This window comes from Pedobacter sp. GW456-11-11-14-TSB4, from assembly GCF_059424425.1.
The window spans coordinates 133,207-153,505 of sequence record NZ_JBWKZK010000002.1 but is presented as its reverse complement, the minus strand read 5'-3'; the positions used below and the strand labels follow the sequence as shown (position 1 = coordinate 153,505).

General features: G+C 33.7%; 22 protein-coding genes and 1 tRNA gene. 8 read left to right on the top strand and 15 right to left on the bottom strand.

Translation table 11 applies throughout. The annotated features are described in order from the left end of the window. Nucleotides 1-104 precede the first annotated feature (104 nt). The 4 genes from AC07XU_RS08090 to glmM form a co-directional block, all read right to left on the bottom strand. Nucleotides 105-998 (bottom strand): MBL fold metallo-hydrolase, encoded by an 894-nt coding sequence (locus AC07XU_RS08090; RefSeq protein WP_494943133.1) that lies wholly within the window; start codon nucleotides 996-998, stop codon nucleotides 105-107. Nucleotides 999-1,055: 57 nt separating this feature from the next. After that, nucleotides 1,056-1,277, bottom strand: a complete 222-nt coding sequence (locus AC07XU_RS08085; RefSeq protein ID WP_494943132.1) for a hypothetical protein — start codon at nucleotides 1,275-1,277, stop codon at nucleotides 1,056-1,058. A gap of 439 nt (nucleotides 1,278-1,716) precedes the next feature. Continuing rightward, nucleotides 1,717-2,865, bottom strand: a complete 1,149-nt coding sequence (locus AC07XU_RS08080; RefSeq protein WP_494943131.1) for a cysteine desulfurase family protein — start codon at nucleotides 2,863-2,865, stop codon at nucleotides 1,717-1,719. Nucleotides 2,866-2,916: 51 nt separating this feature from the next. Next, nucleotides 2,917-4,305 (bottom strand): phosphoglucosamine mutase, encoded by a 1,389-nt coding sequence (gene glmM, locus AC07XU_RS08075; RefSeq protein WP_494943130.1) that lies wholly within the window; start codon nucleotides 4,303-4,305, stop codon nucleotides 2,917-2,919. Between the two features lie 168 nt (nucleotides 4,306-4,473). On the opposite strand from glmM, the gene AC07XU_RS08070 reads away from it, so the two are divergent. The 3 genes from AC07XU_RS08070 to AC07XU_RS08060 are packed head-to-tail and all read left to right on the top strand — an operon-like array spanning nucleotide 4,474 to nucleotide 6,490. Continuing rightward, the gene (locus AC07XU_RS08070) at nucleotides 4,474-5,205 is read left to right on the top strand and encodes a class I SAM-dependent methyltransferase (RefSeq protein WP_494943129.1); all 732 of its coding nucleotides are present in this window, start codon (nucleotides 4,474-4,476) and stop codon (nucleotides 5,203-5,205) included. After that, the gene (locus tag AC07XU_RS08065; RefSeq protein WP_494943128.1) at nucleotides 5,205-5,765 is read left to right on the top strand and encodes a phosphatase PAP2 family protein; all 561 of its coding nucleotides are present in this window, start codon (nucleotides 5,205-5,207) and stop codon (nucleotides 5,763-5,765) included. The genes AC07XU_RS08070 and AC07XU_RS08065 overlap by 1 nt, the downstream gene beginning before the upstream one ends. Beyond that, complete coding sequence (locus tag AC07XU_RS08060; protein WP_494943127.1) at nucleotides 5,765-6,490, top strand: ZIP family metal transporter; 726 nt, start codon at nucleotides 5,765-5,767, stop codon at nucleotides 6,488-6,490. Before AC07XU_RS08065 ends, AC07XU_RS08060 begins: the two co-directional genes overlap by 1 nt. Before the next feature lies 1 nt (nucleotide 6,491). On the opposite strand, the gene AC07XU_RS08055 is transcribed toward AC07XU_RS08060, so the two are convergent. From AC07XU_RS08055 to AC07XU_RS08015, 9 genes are all read right to left on the bottom strand, one after another. Next, nucleotides 6,492-6,944, bottom strand: coding sequence for a MarR family winged helix-turn-helix transcriptional regulator (locus AC07XU_RS08055; protein ID WP_494943126.1), 453 nt, complete (start codon nucleotides 6,942-6,944; stop codon nucleotides 6,492-6,494). Next, nucleotides 6,904-7,077 carry a DUF5522 domain-containing protein gene (locus tag AC07XU_RS08050; protein WP_494943799.1) on the bottom strand — a complete coding sequence of 58 codons (174 nt, stop codon included), beginning with the start codon at nucleotides 7,075-7,077 and terminating at the stop codon, nucleotides 6,904-6,906. The genes AC07XU_RS08055 and AC07XU_RS08050 overlap by 41 nt, the downstream gene beginning before the upstream one ends. A 41-nt stretch (nucleotides 7,078-7,118) precedes the next feature. Beyond that, on the bottom strand, nucleotides 7,119-8,075 hold the full coding sequence (locus tag AC07XU_RS08045; protein ID WP_494943125.1) for an exonuclease: 957 nt from the start codon (nucleotides 8,073-8,075) through the stop codon (nucleotides 7,119-7,121). Between the two features lie 29 nt (nucleotides 8,076-8,104). Beyond that, on the bottom strand, nucleotides 8,105-8,695 hold the full coding sequence (gene coaE / locus AC07XU_RS08040; protein ID WP_494943124.1) for a dephospho-CoA kinase: 591 nt from the start codon (nucleotides 8,693-8,695) through the stop codon (nucleotides 8,105-8,107). Further along, nucleotides 8,695-9,642 carry a CdaR family protein gene (locus AC07XU_RS08035; protein ID WP_494943123.1) on the bottom strand — a complete coding sequence of 316 codons (948 nt, stop codon included), beginning with the start codon at nucleotides 9,640-9,642 and terminating at the stop codon, nucleotides 8,695-8,697. The genes coaE and AC07XU_RS08035 overlap by 1 nt, the downstream gene beginning before the upstream one ends. Before the next feature lie 71 nt (nucleotides 9,643-9,713). Then, complete coding sequence (gene yajC, locus AC07XU_RS08030; protein ID WP_494943122.1) at nucleotides 9,714-10,034, bottom strand: preprotein translocase subunit YajC; 321 nt, start codon at nucleotides 10,032-10,034, stop codon at nucleotides 9,714-9,716. Between the two features lie 104 nt (nucleotides 10,035-10,138). After that, nucleotides 10,139-10,576, bottom strand: a complete 438-nt coding sequence (locus tag AC07XU_RS08025; protein ID WP_494943121.1) for a DUF1573 domain-containing protein — start codon at nucleotides 10,574-10,576, stop codon at nucleotides 10,139-10,141. A gap of 1 nt (nucleotide 10,577) precedes the next feature. Then, entirely contained in the window at nucleotides 10,578-11,528 is a 951-nt protein-coding gene (gene nusB, locus AC07XU_RS08020; protein WP_494943120.1) for a transcription antitermination factor NusB, read from the bottom strand. Between the two features lie 40 nt (nucleotides 11,529-11,568). Next, a complete protein-coding gene (locus AC07XU_RS08015; RefSeq protein WP_494943119.1) occupies nucleotides 11,569-12,657 on the bottom strand; it encodes a Glu/Leu/Phe/Val family dehydrogenase in 1,089 nt (362 codons plus the stop codon). A gap of 109 nt (nucleotides 12,658-12,766) precedes the next feature. On the opposite strand from AC07XU_RS08015, the gene AC07XU_RS08010 reads away from it, so the two are divergent. Continuing rightward, entirely contained in the window at nucleotides 12,767-14,557 is a 1,791-nt protein-coding gene (locus AC07XU_RS08010) for an ABC transporter ATP-binding protein (RefSeq protein WP_494943118.1), read from the top strand. A 117-nt stretch (nucleotides 14,558-14,674) separates the two neighbouring features. Beyond that, complete coding sequence (locus AC07XU_RS08005) at nucleotides 14,675-15,001, top strand: DUF3276 family protein (RefSeq protein ID WP_494943117.1); 327 nt, start codon at nucleotides 14,675-14,677, stop codon at nucleotides 14,999-15,001. A 56-nt stretch (nucleotides 15,002-15,057) separates the two neighbouring features. Here the strand turns inward: AC07XU_RS08005 and AC07XU_RS08000 are convergent, their stop codons facing one another. Further along, the gene (locus AC07XU_RS08000) at nucleotides 15,058-15,525 is read right to left on the bottom strand and encodes a hypothetical protein (protein WP_494943116.1); all 468 of its coding nucleotides are present in this window, start codon (nucleotides 15,523-15,525) and stop codon (nucleotides 15,058-15,060) included. Nucleotides 15,526-15,724: 199 nt separating this feature from the next. On the opposite strand from AC07XU_RS08000, the gene ychF reads away from it, so the two are divergent. Further along, nucleotides 15,725-16,819: a redox-regulated ATPase YchF gene (gene ychF, locus AC07XU_RS07995; protein ID WP_494943115.1), complete on the top strand. Its 1,095-nt coding sequence runs from the start codon at nucleotides 15,725-15,727 to the stop codon at nucleotides 16,817-16,819. A gap of 507 nt (nucleotides 16,820-17,326) precedes the next feature. On the opposite strand, the gene mgtE is transcribed toward ychF, so the two are convergent. Next, nucleotides 17,327-18,700: a magnesium transporter gene (mgtE, locus tag AC07XU_RS07990; RefSeq protein ID WP_494943114.1), complete on the bottom strand. Its 1,374-nt coding sequence runs from the start codon at nucleotides 18,698-18,700 to the stop codon at nucleotides 17,327-17,329. Between the two features lie 187 nt (nucleotides 18,701-18,887). Between mgtE and AC07XU_RS07985 the strand changes: the two genes are divergently transcribed. Together AC07XU_RS07985 and AC07XU_RS07980 are read left to right on the top strand one after the other, a co-directional pair. Next, nucleotides 18,888-18,959, top strand: a tRNA-Arg gene (locus tag AC07XU_RS07985). A 121-nt stretch (nucleotides 18,960-19,080) separates the two neighbouring features. After that, complete coding sequence (locus tag AC07XU_RS07980; RefSeq protein ID WP_494943113.1) at nucleotides 19,081-20,286, top strand: GAF domain-containing sensor histidine kinase; 1,206 nt, start codon at nucleotides 19,081-19,083, stop codon at nucleotides 20,284-20,286. Nucleotides 20,287-20,299: the final 13 nt, after the last annotated feature.

Below are 20,299 nucleotides of genomic sequence, written 5' to 3'. Positions count from 1 at the left end.
TATAGAGATTAGAACTTTCTTAGTTGATAAAAATAATAGAAATAGTTTCGGTCGGTGAGACACCGACCGATAGGCGAAATTGAACGCTCGTCTCCAAACACTTACTAACCTACGGTTAACTCTGTATATGCTGCAGTTAAACTTCTAACGATACCATCACCTTTCCATTCGGGTGCACCAGGTATTGTTGTTGCTTTTAAAATATCTTCTTTTGTTTTACCTGCTTTAATTTCTGCACCAACAAAAGCGAGCAAACTTTCAAGATAATTTTTAAATGCTTTTACGTTTTCTTTGTCGCCAACTACTTTCTCAGGATCTAAACTGTGGCCAGTAACTACAATTGTATCTTTATCAAATTGATTGTAAATTTTATCCAAAGCGGTAATCCAGTTGCCTATATGCGCACCATTGGCCTGATCTATGTAAGGAAACCTACGGTTAAACACCAGATCGCCTACATGTACCACATTTGCGTTTTCGAAATGGTAAACCACATCGCCATTGGTATGACCAGAGCCATAGTAATAAGCGCTAATTTTCTCTTTACCAACTGGCGCTTTCCAACCCTTTCCAAAAGTTACATCCGGCAGCAATTGCTGAGCTAAATTATTTGCTTTTTCGGCTGCTAACTTTTGGTTTACAAGAGAGTTTTCATGCGCAACCACATGCTCCGCTAAGCCTTTAAAAGCAATGTTACCACCCGTATGATCGCCATGATGGTGAGTATTTAATAAATATTTAAAAGGTTTATCTCCTAATTTCTTCAATTCTTCAATTACATGCGTTGCCGACGCCGGAAATTGAGAATCAACCGCCACGTAACCATTAGTACTATTTAGCCAAGCAATCGTTCCTCCTTGTTCTAAAAATACACCAACACCATTCCTCAATTCTTTAAACTGATAAGCCCTTAATGGATTTGCAAAAGCATCTCCTTTGTAAAAAGCCAAAACCGCTGCAGCCAATGCAGAATTCTGAATAAATTTTCTTCTTTGCATATTTTTAAATAAAAAAACCACGATGAATGTCGTGGTTTAAATATAATTAATTTACAGTTAAAATCCTGTGCCTGGTGTGGTACCTGGTTCGTGGCTACCTCCTAATGCATTATTAGTACGAGCATGTTTTTTCTCGAAATTACTTGTCGGATTTGAAGATTTACTTTTTTCGATGTTTTTCTCCGTACGTGTAGTATCACTATCAGGATTTACAGCATCAATTAAATCAGCTTTAACTTCTCTATTATTCTCTTCTTGATTTTCTTTGTGATTTTCCATAACATTTAGTTTTGATGTACTTAAATAACAATACAATAACTATTTTGTTTTTTGATAGGAAAAGCAAATGTTGTGCAGCGAACAAACAGCAGCCCCGCCAATGCTGCAATTCTTTTTACCCCTAAATCCCCTAAAGGGGACTTAATAAAAAGAATTTTCGCGTATGTCGGGTTTATTTTACGCAGGTTTTTGCATCTATTTAGGTTTGCTCCTAGCCATTGCCAAGAACTACAAACTTTGTAATATAAACCTTATTGTAGCGTAAATACTTTTTGTTGTTGAGTGCGAAGCCGAAACAAAATACAAAAAGATTGAAGCGAAAAGAAGGGCTGCAGTTTAAAATGAAAAACTGCCCATGTTTTACCAATAAAAAAGTCTCAACAAAAATGCTGAGACTATTATATGACCAAACGAGATTAATAATTATTTGTAATAATAACTACGCAAGTGCATTTTGCTTTACTACCATTTTCACTTTCTCTAAAACATAGTCTAAATCTTCTTTTGTGGTGTATTTACTAAAAGAAAAACGCACCGATGGACGATTTGGATCTGCTTTAATGCCATTTAAAACATGTGAGCCAATGTTTGAGCCAGATGAACAAGCACTGCCACCAGAGGCGCAAATACCGTTAATATCTAAGTTAAACAACAACATATCTGCCATATCCATTTCTGGAAACGACACATTTAAAACAGTATATAAACTTTTGTTTTCTTCAGTTTCGCCGTTAAAAGCAATACCGGGTATTTCGGCTATTAACTGCTCTTTTAAATAATTTTTTAAGCCTTGAATATGATTTTGGTGCTCTTGCATTTCTGCATAAGCGATTTCTAATGCTTTGGCCAAGCCCACAATACCATATACATTTTCGGTACCGCCACGCATGTTACGTTCTTGCGCACCGCCGTAAATCATTGGTGGTATTTTAATATTACTGTTAACATATAAAAAGCCTACACCTTTTGGCCCATGAAGTTTATGCGCCGCACAAACAATAAAATGCGCTTTTAGCTTACGCACATCATGCGGATAATGACCCATGGTTTGAACTGTATCTGCGTGATAAATTGCATTGTATTTTTCACAAATATCGCCAACTTTTTCCATATCTGTTAGCGTACCCAACTCATTGTTGGCATGCATTAGTGAAACAAATGTACGATCGTTGTTTTGCAACAGTTCTTCTAAATGGTTGTAATCAATATTTCCTTTTTCATCAATATTAACAAAACTCAATTTATCTATCACGCCATCTTTTAACAACATTGCTAAAGTATGCTCAACCGCGTGGTGTTCTATTTTAGATGTAATTGCATGTTTAATTCCGTAAGCAGAAATACCACAACGTATGGCAGTATTATCAGCCTCAGTACCACCAGATGTGAAGAAAATTTCTGATGGAGATGCGTTTAACAAACCAGAAACAGTCTTTCTTGCTTTTTCTACCAAAGTTCTCACCTCTCTACCTAAAGCGTGTATTGCAGACGGATTGCCGTAAAAATTCTGCATTACGTTAGTCATTTCGGCAATCACATTTGGATCTAAAGGTGTTGTGGCTGCATTATCTAAATAAACTCTTTTCATATTTTTATGATTACACTGATGTAAAAGATTACACAGATTGCGAAAATCGTATTAATTAAGTTGAAGTATTTCTTTAATGTCTGAAATGATTTTTTTAGCTAAATTTTCAGCTATAGTTTCATTTTCAGCTTCGCTATAAATACGTATGATTGGCTCGGTATTCGATTTGCGTAAGTGAACCCACTCATTTGCAAAATCAATTTTTAAACCGTCGATGGTGCTAGTTTTCTCATTTTTATATTTCTCTTGAACTTTAATTAACAACGCATCAATATCCATTTCTGGGGTAAGCGTAATTTTGTTTTTGGAGATATGATAAGCAGGATAAGTACTTCTTAATCTAGAAATTGTAATACCTTCTTTTGCCAAATGAGTTAAAAACAAGGCAATGCCAACTAAAGCATCTCTTCCGTAATGTAACTCTGGGTAAATGATACCACCATTACCCTCGCCACCAATAATAGCATTGGTTGCTTTCATTTGGTTTACAACATTTACCTCTCCTACTGCTGCAGCATTATACTCGCCACCTGCTTTTTCGGTTACATCTCTTAATGCTCGTGTTGATGAAAGATTAGAAACTGCGTTGCCTGGATTATTTTTTAGAATATAATCAGCCACAGCTACTAAAGTATACTCTTCGCCAAACATAGTTCCATCTTCATTAACAAAACAAAGTCTATCAACATCTGGATCAACAACAATACCTAAATCTGCTCTTTTGGCTTGTACCACTTTAGCAATTTCAGTTAAGTTTTCTGGCAACGGTTCTGGATTGTGTGGAAACTCTCCATTTGGCTCACAATACAATTCATACACAGTATTCACACCCAATGCTTTTAATAAGGCAGGCACAAAAATACCGCCTGTAGAGTTTACGCAATCAATAGCAATTTTAAAATTTGCTTTTTTAATGGCTTCAACATCAACCAAAGGCAAGGCTAAAATTGCATCAATATGTTTTTGTAAATAAGTATCATTTGCAACAACTTTTCCTAAATCATTTACATCAGCAAAAGCGAACTCAGCATTTTCTGCAATTTCTAAAACTTCTTTACCATCAGCATCGCTAATAAACTCGCCTTTTTCATTTAAAAGTTTCAAAGCGTTCCATTGTTTAGGGTTATGACTAGCAGTTAAAATAATACCACCACCTGCATTTTCCATCGGCACAGCAATTTCAACAGTTGGTGTAGTAGATAAACCTAAATCTATCACTTCTATGCCTAAACCTTGTAAGGTGCCGATCACTAAATTATTCACCATTTCTCCCGAAATACGGGCATCACGACCAAGAACAATTTTTTTATTTTGTGTTTTATTTACAACCCAAGAGCCATATGCTGCTGTAAATTTTACAATATCAATTGGGGTTAAACCATCGCCAGCTTTTCCGCCAATGGTACCTCTAATTCCGGAAATAGATTTTATTAATGTCAAGTTTTATAAATTTTCTCAAAAATAAGAAATTTTTAAGAATGGAATGCATTAATTGCTACAGCGCTAGATAATTTTAATCATATTTTAAAACTCTAAAAATTAATTTTATAGCTCTTGAACTTCAATTTGCTATATTTGTTGCTCACAAAAAGTTAACATATTAGCAGTATGCAGCGAAAATGGTTTCAGTATTGGTTTAACTCTCCTTATTACCATATCCTTTACAGTCAGCGTAACGATGAAGAGGCAGAGTTGTTGATAGATAACCTATCTGCATATTTACACCCAAAAAGTGATAGTAAAATTTTAGATATTGCTTGTGGCAGAGGCAGACATTCAATTTATTTGAACAAAAAAGGCTACGATGTTACCGGTATAGATCTTTCTGAGCAAAACATTAAATATGCACAGCAGTTTGAGCAAAAGAACTTGCACTTTTATGTGCATGATATGCGAAAACTAGGCTATATCAATTATTACGATATTGCCTTAAACTTATTTACCAGTTTTGGTTATTTTGAAACTGAGAAAGATCATGTTAATGCCTTAAAATCTTTTAGGAAAAGTTTAAAAGCAGATGGAACCTTGGTAATTGATTATTTTAATACTCAAAAAATAATTAAAAATCTAACTAACCAAGAAACAAAAACTATTGATGGCATTGAGTTTCATTTGCACAAATTTGTTTCTGAAGGAAAAATCATCAAACACATTAATTTCGAGCATCGTTTAAAAGCTTATGCGTTTGAAGAACGTGTGCAAGCTTTCTTTTTAGCAGATTTTGAAAGAATGCTGACTAAAAGCGGATTAACAATTACCGAGACATTTGGCAACTATAACTTAGATGCTTTTGATGAAATCAAATCTGACCGTTTAATATTGGTTTGTAAAAAAGCGTAATGGCAGATATTCAGCAATTTGATGTAGAATTGTTTATTCGCATTCATCGCGGTTTAAGTAATGGATTTTTCGATTGGCTTATGCCTTTACTCAGAAACCGTTTCTTTTGGTCGCCGCTATATTTATTTATAGTAGTTTTTTGTATCAAAAACTACAAAAAGCAAGGCTACTATATGATTGCAATGATTTTAGCCACATTTGCCATTGGCGATTTTATTGCATCTCGTTTAATTAAACCATTTATTGGGCGAATAAGACCTTGTAATAATTTTAATTTAGCTGATGAAATTATCAGGCGTGTACCATGCGGAAGTGGTTTTAGTTTTCCATCATCACATGCTACCAATCATTTTGCTATTGCCGTGTTTTTAATTTGCCTTTTTTATAAACAGTGGAAACCAATTTTACCTTTGGCTTTATTTTGGGCATTTAGCATTAGCTTTGCGCAGATATATGTTGGTGTGCATTACCCAATAGATACAATGTTTGGCGCCTTATTAGGCACCTGCATTGGTTTTTTTACTTTTTTCCTTTACACCAAAATTAAACCTGCCATCTAATGGAAATTTGGAAGTTTCTTGTTTTATTCTTTTGCGCTTTTTTTGGAGGGTTATCTATCTTTTTGGTAAAAAACGATAAATCGCAACTGTTAAAACTTATTCTATCGTTTAGTGGTGCATATTTATTTGCCATAACAGTTTTACACCTTATACCAGATGCTTACAGCGGCACGGATAAAAAAGAAATTGGCATTTTTATTTTGATTGGCTTTTTGTTGCAAGTATTTTTAGAGCAGTTTTCTGAAGGTGTAGAACATGGTCACATCCACAAGCATCATCATAGCCATAGTTTTCCATGGGGTATTATGGCTAGTTTGTGCCTACACGCATTTTTAGAAGGAATGCCATTGGCTAAAGATCAAAACAATGAATTAATTTTTGGTATTTCACTCCACCATATTCCTGCGGCATTTGCATTGGCAAGCATTTTAGTTCAAAACCATATCAAAGCAAACAAGGTAATACTTTACATTATCATTTTTGCAATAATGGCACCTGCTGGATACTATTTTAGCTTAAGTTTAAGCAATGGAAGTATTACAGGTATGGAGCAATACTTTAATAAAGTTATGGGCATTGTAATTGGTATATTTCTACATATCTCTACCACTATCCTCTTCGAATCAAGTGCAGATCATAAAATTAACAAACGTAAAATGGTTGCTGTCCTTTTAGGTATTGGAGTTGCTTTAATTGGCTTTTATGCAGCTGGGCACAGCCATTAATTTAGCCCCTCATTTTATCTAATAAAATATTCAATTGTTCTGCTTCTTGCTGTGTTAAATTTGGTGCAATAAATGAAGAAAAATCAATTTCCTTATCCATTTTTTTCAGCAATGCCAATCCTTTATCAGCTATTATAATATCTACAGCACGTTTATCGTAATTATTTATAGATTTTTCTACATAACCTTTCTGTATCAAACGATCTACAATACGCGAAGTATCGCTCATTTTATCCAAAATTCTATTTTTAATTAAATTTACGGTTGCCGGACTAGGATACTGACCTCTTAAAATGCGTAAAACATTATATTGTTGCTGCGTAATATCAAAAGGAGATAATGCTTCCTTTACGTTTTGTGTACTCCAGTGATAAGTGAATATTACATTGACTAATGCTTGCTGAAAAATATTTTCAAATTTCGCTGCTCTTACTTCTTTCTGTAGTTGAACCATTCGTTTTTTCTTGCTTTATAGATGATTTTGGGTATTGTTGATTATCGGTTTTCCCAAAATTCCACGGACAGTGCAAACACTTGTTCTTACAGCAGCTACCTCTTTTTAAGTGGTATGCGGCTTTAAACACCATTAGACCCTGTTCATTGAAATAATAATCAACACCCTCTACCATTAGTTGAGCAATTTAACTACCAGTTTAAGTTTAAAATAAGATTGTAATTGTGTACCATTTCCATGTGTTGTCCAAACTTCTGTTGGCTTTACATTTTCTATAGTTTTTATGATTGCTTTCCAATCAACATGATCAGAAATATACAATTGAATTTGATTGTTTTGTTGTAACTTCTTCCACCCTGTGGCAAAAACCCTTACCACATTTACGGCTCTGTAATAACTGTTAAAAACCATTGGTGGCACGATATATATCATGTCGGTTTGGTTGTTTTTCATCACCTTTCTATCATAAACTTCGTATTTGCCTAAATTTACCCCAAGTTGTTCGTAAATTTTAACAAAAGGAACAATACTATGATGCAACAGTATACGTTTAGTTGGGCAATGTTGATTAATCATGCTAATTAAACGCTGACTTTTACCTAATGCGTATGCGCCAATCATGATATTGCTACTAACTTCATTGAGCTTTTCAATTTCTTTAACAGCATCAGGATGTTCTGTTTCTGGATCAGCAAAAGTAGTTTCAGTAATCAGCACATCAGCTTCGGTAAATTCAATGGGTTCACAGGTGCTATCTTGCTCTAACTTATAATCACCCGTGTAAAGATATTTTACTCCTTTATAATATAATAAAATCATGGCAGATCCCAACATATGTCCTGCCGGGATAAAAGAGATTTCTATCCCATTTAAAATGAAGATTTGATGATATGCTTTGATGAAAAATTCGCCTGCAGCAAACTTTTTATATCGATGTTTCATAAAAACAGAGGTTGCCTCTGTACAATAAACACGCTGATTATTTCCTATTGCATGATCACCATGTGCATGAGATATTACCGCATCGATAACTGGCTCTTTCGGATCGAGGTAAAAGTTACCAATTTCACAGAAAAGTCCAACTTTAGTTTGAACGATAAAATTTGGAATAATCTCTTTAGAATTTGTCATAAGCTTGGTTGAGCTTTCTAATCCGATTGTTATCGATTTAAAAATTGCTGATGTAAAGTTAAAACCTGCTCAATAACAGATTTTTGTTCGGTATTTTCTATAAAATAATCAGCCATAGCCATTTTTTGATCATCGCTAAATTGTTTATCCATTCTAGCTAAAACCTGAGATTCACTTACCTTATCGCGTTGCATAACCCTAGCTAATTTTACTTCTAAAGGCGATGTTACCAGAATATTGATATCACACATTTGATATGAACCACTTTCAAACAATAAAGCAGCTTCTTTTAAAGTATAAGGTACTGATGTTGCAATTTGATTTTCCCAAGTTTCGAAAGCTCTAAAAACCGCTGGATGAACTAATGTATTTAACTTTGCTAATTCGTCAGCATTATTAAAAACAATAGCTGCAATATGTTTATTATTTAAAGTACCATCATTAAAATAACTTTCAGATCCAAAAGTGTTTTTTACACCTTTAATTAAAACTGGGTCGGCAATCATGATTTCTTTTGCAACTGTGTCTGCATAAAAAACAGGAATTCCTAAAGTTTCAAAAACCTTACAAACGGTTGTTTTTCCACTCCCAATACCACCAGTTATTCCTATTTTCAGCATTATTTTTCGATGATAAAGTTAATTTTTTCAGGAAAAACCTTTACCAATTTGCAATAATTAGGAAAGCGATTAATTTGTACCGTAAGTTTATTGTGTTTTAATTTTTTCCACTCATTGATATCAACAACGGCTTCTATAAAATCTTCATTTACCTCTTGGTAGCTTGATAATGATACTAAAAATGTAACCTGAACTTTTTTAGGATAGAGTTTGATATCATAATAGTCGATGTTATTTATAATTTTTAGAGGCACCTCAACGGTTTTCTCGGTAAATTCATCAACTGGTATAACCACCCCCACACTACTTGGATAAATACTAATGTTATTGCTGTAATTTTCTCTAATTGCAATCCTGGTATTTGTAGTTTGTTGTAAATCAGAAAGTTTTAAGGTATCTGTAGCCCATTCATCTATTTTAGTTAGCTCTTCTTGCGGACCAGATATATTTACATAAGCAGGTTTTAGTATTACAGGATTAGAAATACCGTATTGATTTGCAAATGTTAGCTGCGAAGTAAGCTTTATCGGTACACGCTTATTGGTACGTTTGCTAAAATCAAAATATAAGGTATCTGGTTTTATGGATATAATTTTTTGAGAAGTTTCTAACTGTTTGTTTACTTGATCTATTTGCTCAGAAAATAACACAAAGTTTTTACGATTTAACTTCTCTAAACTTACCGTGATAGATTGTGGATTGATCCTCAGCTTCGAAAAAAGCAACTGCCAACCTGTACCTTCAACAGTTAAGTCTACAACATCTGGCTGCAAGGGTTTAAAAGCTTTATTTTGAGGCTCATCTTTATAAATCAACTCTGTTTTGGCAGTGTATTTATATTTGCCGTTAAGCGCCATAAATAACCAAGCTGCCAATGCACCAAAAAAGCAAAGGGTAAATACCAAGAAACGTTTACGTTCTACTTTTGTTAATTTTATAAAGGGCATAAGGTAAAATTACAAAAAAAAGCCACTCTCCCGAAATTACTGAAGAGTGGCCTATATTTTAGCTAATGAATTTAAGCTTTTGGAGTTGCAGGAGCTACTGCAGCTTTGGTAGCATCTAAAGATATAGCAGATTTATCAAAACGGATTTTAGTTCCACCTTCTACTTCAATTAAAAATGTAGTATCATTTGCACCTACAATTTTACCATGTATACCAGCAGTTGTAATTACTTTATCTCCAATACCTAATTCTGCAACAAGTTTTTTATGCTCTTTTGCCTTTTTAACTTGAGGTCTGATCATAAAGAAATAGAAAACGACCATAATCGCTCCCATCATAATTAATGTATTGTAATCAAAACCTTTTGCCTGTAATAATAATGTTGTAGTCATTTATGTTTTTTGTTAAAAATTAAACCCCCAACCTAAAGGGGTGTTGGAATGTTAAATTGATTAAATTTGTTATTTTCTTTCCTTTTGTGAAAGCTATAATGAGACTATTTTTTCTCTTTGATTTCTCCCACTAAGTGTAATTTTTCTGGCGTTGGGTTAGCGTTAGAAACCAAAGTAACTTGTTTATCTTGCATGCCCATCTTACCAGTACTATCAAAAACCACTTTAATTATACCACTTTCACCTGGTTTAACTGGCTTTTTTGGAAAATCTGGAACAGTACAACCACAAGTTGCTGTTGCATCTGTAATAATTAATGGAGATTTACCTGTATTGGTAAACTTAAATTCATAAGTTACTTTTTCACCCTGTTCAATTACTCCAAAATCATAAATTTCTTTATCAAATTTCACTACAGGAGCATTTTCTGACAATTCTGTAGGAGCAGCTTCTTCAGCTTTTTCCACCAATTTATCTGCTTTACTTTGGTTACAAGCTGTTAATACAGCTGCTGCAAATAATATAAAAATTAATTTCCTCATGTTATTCGTCTATTAATCCTCTACCTAATTTTTTAATACTGTTTGATCTTTTTAAATCGTTTAAAATTTTATCTAAGATACCATTTATAAATGTATTACTTTTCGGTGTACTGTAATCTTTTGATAGTTCTAAATACTCATTAATGGTTACCTTAACAGGAATTGATGGAAAATTCATCATTTCGCAAATTGCCATTTTCATCAAAATGGTATCCATTAAAGCAATACGCTCAGCTTCCCAATTTTTAGTTCTTTCGCCAATTAAATCCTGATAAGCACTATCATTTTTTAAAGTATAGGCAAACAAATCTTTCACAAAGCGACTATCTTCTGTCCAATCGGCGCTAATTGGTGTTAATTTGTTTTTAAAGGGATCATCAGAGGTAAAGTTCTTTAATGTTTTGGCAATCATGCCTTGCATCACTTCCCTATCAACTGGCCAATTGATAAATTTATCTTCAAATGCCTGAAGGATGTTTAAATTTTTAAGCAAAACCTTACGGAAGATAAACTTGATAATTTCTTTAGAACTTTCTAAATCCTCATTTTCTTCTGCTAAGTAAGCAGCGTATTCTTTCGTTTCTTTTAGTTTGATAAAAATCGATTTTACCAATTCTGGATCTGAATGCCAGTTTACCTGATATTTATTAACTAAAGCCGAGTACTCTGGATTAAGTTTTAATACCTCAATAAATTTATTGTGCAGTAATTTCTGATTTGGATTTAAATCTTCGGCAGTTGGCAAATGTTTGTTTGCTCTTTCAATGGCATCATTTGCCGTGTATTCCGTAACATCTACCAATAAGGCAAGCATCCGAATGTACATTTCGTAAACACTATCAATACTTTGCATTAAAGTTTTTTGACTGCTTACGCTATCTTTTTTTTCTGTCATGTGCCATGCATAAATATTTTGCAAAGCTTTAATTCTGAGGTGCCTTCTGTTTAACATGAATGTAAGAACGAGTGGTAAATTTTACCTTTATAGTTTATTAATATGATGATTTGATTTTCTTAATGTCGCTAATTCTTTTTTCTGCAATACGACTAGCTGCTAAATTTGTTGGTATATTTTCTGTTTTTGATAATTTTATTACTTCGCGAGTTGCCTCGTAAATATTTTCTGTTAATTGCATGGTACGTTTTTTACCAAAACCGGTTAATTCAGAGTAACAATTGATTAATCCACCTGCGTTGATTAAATAATCTGGTGCGTATAAAATGCCTTTATCTAACAACAACTGTCCATGTACTTGCTCATCTGCCAATTGGTTATTTGCAGAACCAGCAATAATAGAGAACTTCATGTTTTTGATGGTTTTATCATTTAATGTAGCTCCTAAAGCGCATGGCGCATAAATATCGGCACCAATGGTAAAAATTTTATCGGCACTTATTGGCTTTGCCTTGTATTTACGAGCAACCTCATGTAAACGTTCTTCGTTTATATCGCTTACATAAACCTCAACGTTTTCTTGTCTTAGCAACTCGACCAAGTTTTCACCAACATTACCAATTCCTTGCACAACTACTGATTTTCCAGCTAGCATATCTGTACCAAAAGCTTCTTTTACACAGGCTTTAATCCCTAAAAACACACCTTTTGCAGTTACAGGAGCAGGGTTGCCACCTCCACCAATAGATTCAGGAACACCAGTAACATATTGAGTTTCCATGCGGATGTACTCCATATCACGCGTGGTGGTACCCATGTCTTCTGCAGTTATAAACTCGCCATTAAGATTTTTAATGAAACGTCCATAACTACGCATTAAGGCTTCAGTTTTGATTTTTCTAGAGTCGCCAATGATTACAGCTTTACCACCACCTAAATTTAAGCCGGTTATGGCAGCTTTGTAAGTCATTGCTTTTGATAAACGCAACACATCTTCTAAAGCTTCGGTCTCAGAATTGTAGTTAAACATGCGTGTACCGCCCAAAGCCGGACCTAATGTGGTATCATGAATGGCAATAATCGCTTTTAATCCGGTATCGGGATCATTACAAAAAACCACTTTTTTGTGGCCATTTGCACTTAATTGGTCTAAAACAGAAGTTACTACAGAACTATTACCAGACATACCAAATTGTTGAATTGATAGCGCAAAATTAAGATAAAAAAACCATTATTTGAATTGTTTTTGTGCGATAAATAAAAAAAAGAAACTCTTTTGGCTAACTTTACCGAACATGAAGCATCTATTTTTTTTAAACAAATACTTCTATAAATATAAATGGCGAATTATACCTGGGCTAATTTTTGTAATTATCTCTATTATTTTCCAAATCTTACAAGCTCCAGTTGTTGGGCATGCCTTTAATTTGATCACTGAAAATATTACGATCTATCAACTTTTTGATGGTTTTGATAGGCAAGAAGTTATTTACAACATCTTTAGCACCAACCTTTTCTTTTTTGGCGCTTTAATTTTAGTCATTTACATGATTAGAGGTTTGTTTTTGTTTTTTATGAGGCAAACTATTATTCTTATGTCTCGCCATATTGAGTTCGATTTGAAGAATGAAATTTATGCCCATTACCAAAAATTAAGCCTAGGCTTTTTTCGTCGCAACAATACTGGGGATTTAATGAACAGGGCAACTGAAGATGTAAACAGAGTAAGAATGTATGTTGGTCCGGCAATTATGTACACCACCAATACCACCATTTTATTTTTTACTGCCATATTTTTTATGTTTTCGGTAAATGTAAAATTGGCTTTTTATGCTTTGCTACCATTACCCATTTTAGTAGTTATAGTTTATTATGTAAATACGTTAATCAATCAAAAAAGTGAGAAAATCCAAGAGCAATTATCTCGATTATCGAGTTTTGTACAAGAGCGGTTTTCGGGTATTAGGGTAATCAAATCTTATGTTAGAGAAGCTCAAACACAAGAAGTTTTTGAAGAAGAAAGTAATTCGTACAAAAAAAACTCGATGAGTTTAGTAAAAGTACAAGCGCTTTTTTATCCAGCTATGCTGTTATTGGTTGGCGTAAGTACCATATTAACCATCTACATTGGTGGCGAACAAGTTATTGCCGGTACAATTACAGCAGGTAATATTGCAGAATTCATCATTTACATCAATTTGCTCACTTTTCCGGTAACGATGCTAGGTTGGGTTACTACGTTAATACAAAGAGCTGCTGCTTCGCAAAAAAGGATCAATGAATTTTTAAAACTGCAACCAGATATTACATCTAACAATGTTGAAAAACCATCGATAAATGGCAATATTAGTTTTAAAAATGTGAGTTTCACTTATCCAGATACCGGGATTGAAGCCTTAAAAAACGTAAGCTTTGAAATTGAAAAAGGGCAATTTTTAGCTGTAATTGGCAGAACAGGCTCGGGTAAATCTACTTTGGCTAACTTAATTATGCGGATGTACGACACCGACTCTGGTAAAATTGAAATAGATGGTAAGGAGTTGCGCCATATTAACCTAAACAATTACCGTAATCAGATTGGTTTTGTACCGCAAGAAGTTTTCCTTTTTTCTGATACGATAAAAAATAACATCGCCTTTGGCTTAAGCGAAATTAGCGAAGGACAAGTAGAAGATGCAGCAAAAAATGCCGCCGTTTACCATAATATTATAGATTTTGACCAAAAGTTTGAAACTATGCTTGGTGAGAGAGGTATTACTTTATCTGGCGGACAAAAACAGCGTGTATCTATCGCAAGAGCCTTGATTAAAGAACCTAAAATTTTAATTTTCGACGATTGCCTATCGGCAGTTGATACCAAAACCGAGGAAGAAATTTTAGGAAATTTAGGTAAAATAATGAAAGGCAAAACGAGTATTTTAATTGCGCACCGAATATCAACCATTAAAAATGCCGATAAAATTCTGGTTTTAGACCGTGGCGAAATTATTGAGCAAGGCACACATTATGAATTACTTGAAAAAGGTGGCGCTTATACCGAAATGTACAACAACCAATTGTTAGAAGAAGAAAATCTAGAAAATTAGGCTTTGTTGGATAACGAAAATATTTAAACTAAAATGAAAAGATAGCAATATCTATTTTGAATTAATAATTATTGCTTTATATTTACCCCAACCTTAAACTTATACTACGACATAACAATGGGAGATTTTGACAACAAAGAGAGAGAAGAAGTTTTTAGTAAGAAAGTAAGAGCTGGTAAGCGTACTTATTTTTTTGATGTAAAAGCAACACGTTCAGGCGATTACTACTTAACCCTAACAGAAAGCAAGAAAAGATTAGAAGATGGCGTGTTTGTAAAACACAAAATCTTTTTATACAAAGAAGATTTCGAAAAGTTTACCGAAGGCTTAACTGAGACAGTAGAATATATTAAATCTCATCAAGAAGTGGTAGAAAAGCGTTATGAATATTCTGAAAACGCAGAATATACGCCAAAATCAAACAACGATGATTTTTCTTTTTAAGAATTAAACATAAAAAACTCCTGATGAAAATTAGGAGTTTTTTTAAGCCCAATATTTTAACCCGCGGCTTTGCCCATTAATGTCGCTATAATCATTAAAGCATATAAGCCCAAATAAATAATGGTAATAATTCCCCAGTATTTAAAGAGCGACTTTAATTTGCTCATTGCTTCATCTAAACTTGCCTGATCACCATATAAAACTCCAATTTTAGCTTTTGTAGCATATTTAAACATCAATAAACTTGGGTAAAATATCGCAAACGCCAAAATTAAAAACATAACTGTAAAAACTACACCGGCTGCTGCTCCCATTGTATTTGCCATAGCTAACAATTGCGGGTTACTATTCATAGCAGCACCAATGGTAAACGCACTCAAAATAGTGATGCCTGCAAATGCAAAACCTACAATAGCCAAAAAGCTGGCCCATTTTGCAATTTCATAAATGTAGCTCCTCATTTCTTCGGTAACTACCAATTTAACCTCAGGCTGTGCGATGTCAATCAATTCTTTTTCTTCCATATTAGGCTTTTGCTTGTCAACTCGGTAAATATAATCATAATTAATAGCACACATATATAATTTACTATGTAAAGGGCTTAAAAATTAATATCTTTGCGACCTTTGAAGAGTTGGGAGTTGTGAGTTGAAAAATAAATAAAAGATTAAATCGAAAGTAAAATCTTTTAAATCATTAATAAAATCGTAAATAAAAATATAAATGGCATTACAATGTGGTATAGTTGGCTTACCAAATGTTGGTAAATCAACCTTATTTAACTGTTTATCTAACGCAAAGGCACAAGCTGCAAACTTTCCTTTTTGTACTATAGAACCAAATATTGGTGTTATTACAGTACCAGATGATCGTTTAACAAAACTTGCTGAACTAGTTAAACCTAATAAAGTACAACCAAATACAATAGAAATTGTAGATATAGCCGGTTTAGTAAAAGGTGCATCTAAAGGCGAAGGTTTAGGCAACCAATTTTTAGGAAACATTAGAGCAACAAGCGCAATTATACACGTTTTACGTTGCTTTGATGACGGAAATGTAATCCATGTTGATGGTTCAGTTGATCCAATTCGCGACCGTGAAATAATTGATACTGAATTACAATTAAAAGATTTAGATACAGTAACCAAACGTATCCAGAAGGTTGAAAAAATGGCGAAAACAGATAAAGAAGCCAAAAGAACTTTTGATATTCTTTCTGTTTTTAAGGCACATTTAGAAACTGGTAAATCTATTCGCACAGCAAACGTAGAAAAAGATGATTTCGATTTTATCGAGGATTTAGGTTTACTTACTCAAAAACCTGTAATGTATGTTTGTAATGTTGATGAGGCTTCGGTAATTAATGGCAATAAATACGTTGATTTAGTTAAGGCAAGCGTGGCTGATGAAAATGCAGAGGTATTAGTAATTTCTGCTAAAATTGAATCGGAAATTGCCGAATTGGAAAGTTATGAAGAGCGCCAAGAGTTTTTGGCAGATTTAGGTTTAACCGAATCTGGTGTAAATAAATTAATTAGAGCTGCTTACCGTTTGTTAGATTTATATACTTACTTTACCGCTGGTGTACAAGAAGTTAGAGCTTGGACAATTACCAAAGGTTTTACCGCACCACAAGCTGCTGGTGTTATCCATACCGATTTTGAGAAAGGGTTTATACGTGCAGAAGTGATCAAATATAATGATTTTATAACCCTAGGTTCTGAAGCTGCTTGTAAAGAAGCTGGTAAACTTGGCGTAGAGGGTAAAACTTATGTGGTTGAAGATGGTGATATTATGCACTTTAGATTTAACGTTTAACCCCTCAATCCCATAAAGGGGACTTTAAGTCATTGCAAAAAATTAAAGCTGCTTCGTTTAGAGGTAGCTTTTTTTATGATTTGAAAAGCAGCGACAGAAGCTTTTTTTGAGGTTAGACGGGCTCTACGCTTCAATATTTTTTGTACACTTCGACTACGCTCAGTGTGACACAAAAAATGATTTGCGCTGCTATCCCGTTTATAAAACAGCTGTTTGTAATTCTATTAACAGTTGCAATACGTATACACCCAAATAGGAGCATAATTTTTTCATTCTTAAACCCGATGGTAACGAAAATACTTTTTTGCTTCTGCCATAGAAGTCATCCGATGAATATTTGCAGTCCGGTTATATTCATCTGATGACTAACATAAACCACAAAAAAGATTGGAGTATACAGCGGGACTGAATTAACCTAAGCATTACTGAAACTGCTTTTCTAAAAATTGACTAAGCATTAAGAGATTTCTCCTCACGAAAAGTTCGTTCGAAATGACGAAGCGCTTACTAAAGCAAAACGCCTTTTAAAAACAACATGGCAAATGAAAAATAAATTAGCAAACCAGTAACATCTACTAATGTTGCTACAAAAGGCGTAGATGAAGCTGCCGGATCGGCACCTAATTTTTTGAGCAAGAGCGGCAACATAGAGCCCATTAAAGTGCCCCAAAGTACCACTCCTACAAGCGAGCAGCCAACCACCAAACCAATTAAAATGTAATGTGTACTAAAAGATGGCATTACCAAATGCCAAACTAAAATAACGCTAAAACTTAGCAAGCAGAGTGTGGTGCCGAGAAAAATGCCTGAGAAAATTTCGCGTTTCAAAACATTCCACCAGTCTTTTATGGTTACTTCTCCTAAAGCCATCGCCTGTATAATTAGCGTTGCAGCTTGAGAGCCACTATTACCGCCACTCGAAATAATTAGCGGGATAAATGTAGCCAATATTACCACTTTTGCTATCTCATGCTCGAAATTAGACATGGCTGCAATGGTTAATAACTCACCAAAAAACAGTACAATTAACCAAACTACCCGTTTTTTGTACAGTTCAAAAACGGGCACATCTAGGTAAGGCTCATCTAAAGCCTGCGTACCACCCATTTTTTGTATATCCTCAGAATATTCTTCGTGAGCTATCCATAAAATATCATCAATGGTAACAATGCCGAGTAAAACATTTTGATCATCAATAACCGGCAAAGCAACCCGATTATTCATTTTAAACACATTAATTGCTTCTTCTTGTGGATCATTTACTTTTAAAGAGATTAACCTATTGTCTGTTAATTCGCCAATTTTAACATCTGGATCAGCCAATAAAATTTCTCTAATCCTTATATCATCCAACAAAACTCCTTCTTTATCAACCACATAAACAACGTCAATGGTTTCAGAATTTTTGCCATACCTACGTATGTGAGATAACACACGGCTCACCGTCCAATCTATTTTTACGGCTATAAAATCTGGTGTCATCATACGGCCAACACTATCTTCCTTATAACCTAAAAGGTGTAGAGCTTCTATCCTATCGTTGTCTGGCAGTAAAACCAATAGCTTTTTTACCGCATCGCCTTTAAGCTCACCCAACAATGCCGTTCTATCATCTGGTGGTAATTGCCTAACAATTTCGGTTAACTTGTTACTTTGCAGTTTTTTAATGATCCGCTCTTGGGTAGGGAAATCGAGAATACGAAAAACATTTACCGCTCTTTTAATAGAAAGCGTTTCGATAAATTTTACTGCATATTGTGGCAATTCATCAATTAAATGTTCTACATCAGAAATATTTAATTCATTTAAGTACGCTTTTAACTGCTTATCACTATCGTTTTCCAACAATTCCAAAACCTCATCTACAAGCAGTTCTTCCATAAGCTTAAATAATTAAATTTAGTATTTACATCGTTTTGCAAAAGTGGCTTTTTCTTTTTAAAAAGCCAATTAAAACATGCATTGTTTTAAAAAGAGAGAAATAAAGAAATAGTTATTCGATTATCAAATTTGATGAATTTATGTACTTTAGCTTGTATCAACTGCTATTTAGCTATATTTGCAAACTGCTCCCGTAGTTCAATGGATAGAATTATGGTTTCCGGTACCATCGATATGAGTTCGAATCTCGTCGGGAGCACTAAAATTTCATTAGTCTGCAACAATCTCTTAAATGCAGTTTTTTAAGTTAAGAAACTATTGTTGCAATAATTACGTTAATTTATTTTAGCATAAGCTGATAATTGATATTTAAACCAATCATGCCTGTTTCTTACATAGCTCCAATTCCTGAAAATGAAATGGATAGAATATTAAATCTATATGAATTTGATATTGACTATTCTAACCTTGAAAGTACATTTAAAGACCTTGCTCACTTAGCTGCCAAAATATCTGGTACCGATATCTCTTTGGTTAATTTGATTGATAGTTATACTCAATGGTCTATTACAAACTTTGGTTTACCTGTAGATCAAATGGCTAGAGAAGATAGCATTTGCCAATACACAATATTAGAAAATGAGCATTTTGAGGTTCAAGATTTATCTAAGGATATTCGCTTTAATTCAAAATCTTATGTAGATAATCCGCTTAATTTAAGATATTATTTTGGCGTTCCTTTGAAAACCAATTCTGGGCATAACATCGGTTCGCTTTGCGTTTTAGATAAAAATTTAAAAAGACTATCTCCAGAAAAGATAGAAATGTTGAAGATTATTGCGAATGAAATTATTACAAGATTAAGTACAATTAAGGTGGTTCAAGATCTAAAAAATAAGATTAGATCTGACAAAGAAACTAATAAAAAAGTAGCGCATGACATAAGAGGCCCAATTGCTGGTATTATTGGCTTAAGTGAAATATTAAAAGATCAGGCAGCAGAAAACAAGCTTAATGATATTTTAGATTTGGTAAACTTAATACACAGAAGTGGAAGATCTGTTTTAGATTTGGCAGACGAAATTTTATCAGAAAAAAGAATTAGCAAACCTAACAATGAAGATGATTTTAATTTATTGATCTTAAAAGAAAAACTGCTTAAACTTTATACTCCGCAAGCAAAGGTAAAAGATATCAACTTTGTTGTAAACATAAACGAACAGCAAAAATCTATTCCATGTGCTAAAAATAAGGTATTGCAAATAGTGGGCAATTTAATATCTAATGCATTGAAATTTACCAATCAAAATGGTGATGTTATTGTAAATTTAGATTTAACACAAATTGATGATAAATTAAATTTAAACATTCTAGTAACTGATACTGGAACTGGCATTAGCGATGAAACCATCGCCAATATCTTAACTGGCTCTACAAATTCTAGTGTGGGCACTGAGGGAGAAAAAGGCTACGGATTTGGTTTAAAAATGATTAAACATTTAATTAATGGATTAAACGGTAAAATGGAAATTACTTCAATAGAAGGCCAAGGGACAACCTTTGAAGTAAATATACCGCAAGCTTAGTTCATTAAAAAAG

Coding starts and splice junctions, on each gene's coding strand:
- AC07XU_RS08010 (WP_494943118.1), top strand. CDS start 12,767: ATGAAGCATCTATTTTTTTTAAACAAATACTTCTATAAATATAAATGG.
- coaE (WP_494943124.1), bottom strand. CDS start 8,695: ATGCTGAAAATAGGAATAACTGGTGGTATTGGGAGTGGAAAAACAACC.
- AC07XU_RS08000 (WP_494943116.1), bottom strand. CDS start 15,525: ATGGAAGAAAAAGAATTGATTGACATCGCACAGCCTGAGGTTAAATTG.
- AC07XU_RS08050 (WP_494943799.1), bottom strand. CDS start 7,077: ATGGTGTTTAAAGCCGCATACCACTTAAAAAGAGGTAGCTGCTGTAAG.
- AC07XU_RS08025 (WP_494943121.1), bottom strand. CDS start 10,576: ATGAGGAAATTAATTTTTATATTATTTGCAGCAGCTGTATTAACAGCT.
- AC07XU_RS08060 (WP_494943127.1), top strand. CDS start 5,765: ATGGAAATTTGGAAGTTTCTTGTTTTATTCTTTTGCGCTTTTTTTGGA.
- nusB (WP_494943120.1), bottom strand. CDS start 11,528: ATGTTAAACAGAAGGCACCTCAGAATTAAAGCTTTGCAAAATATTTAT.
- mgtE (WP_494943114.1), bottom strand. CDS start 18,700: ATGGAAGAACTGCTTGTAGATGAGGTTTTGGAATTGTTGGAAAACGAT.
- AC07XU_RS07980 (WP_494943113.1), top strand. CDS start 19,081: ATGCCTGTTTCTTACATAGCTCCAATTCCTGAAAATGAAATGGATAGA.
- AC07XU_RS08070 (WP_494943129.1), top strand. CDS start 4,474: ATGCAGCGAAAATGGTTTCAGTATTGGTTTAACTCTCCTTATTACCAT.
- AC07XU_RS08035 (WP_494943123.1), bottom strand. CDS start 9,642: ATGCCCTTTATAAAATTAACAAAAGTAGAACGTAAACGTTTCTTGGTA.
- AC07XU_RS08080 (WP_494943131.1), bottom strand. CDS start 2,865: ATGAAAAGAGTTTATTTAGATAATGCAGCCACAACACCTTTAGATCCA.
- AC07XU_RS08065 (WP_494943128.1), top strand. CDS start 5,205: ATGGCAGATATTCAGCAATTTGATGTAGAATTGTTTATTCGCATTCAT.
- ychF (WP_494943115.1), top strand. CDS start 15,725: ATGGCATTACAATGTGGTATAGTTGGCTTACCAAATGTTGGTAAATCA.
- AC07XU_RS08015 (WP_494943119.1), bottom strand. CDS start 12,657: ATGTCTGGTAATAGTTCTGTAGTAACTTCTGTTTTAGACCAATTAAGT.
- AC07XU_RS08055 (WP_494943126.1), bottom strand. CDS start 6,944: ATGGTTCAACTACAGAAAGAAGTAAGAGCAGCGAAATTTGAAAATATT.
- AC07XU_RS08090 (WP_494943133.1), bottom strand. CDS start 998: ATGCAAAGAAGAAAATTTATTCAGAATTCTGCATTGGCTGCAGCGGTT.
- AC07XU_RS08085 (WP_494943132.1), bottom strand. CDS start 1,277: ATGGAAAATCACAAAGAAAATCAAGAAGAGAATAATAGAGAAGTTAAA.
- yajC (WP_494943122.1), bottom strand. CDS start 10,034: ATGACTACAACATTATTATTACAGGCAAAAGGTTTTGATTACAATACA.
- AC07XU_RS08005 (WP_494943117.1), top strand. CDS start 14,675: ATGGGAGATTTTGACAACAAAGAGAGAGAAGAAGTTTTTAGTAAGAAA.
- AC07XU_RS08045 (WP_494943125.1), bottom strand. CDS start 8,075: ATGACAAATTCTAAAGAGATTATTCCAAATTTTATCGTTCAAACTAAA.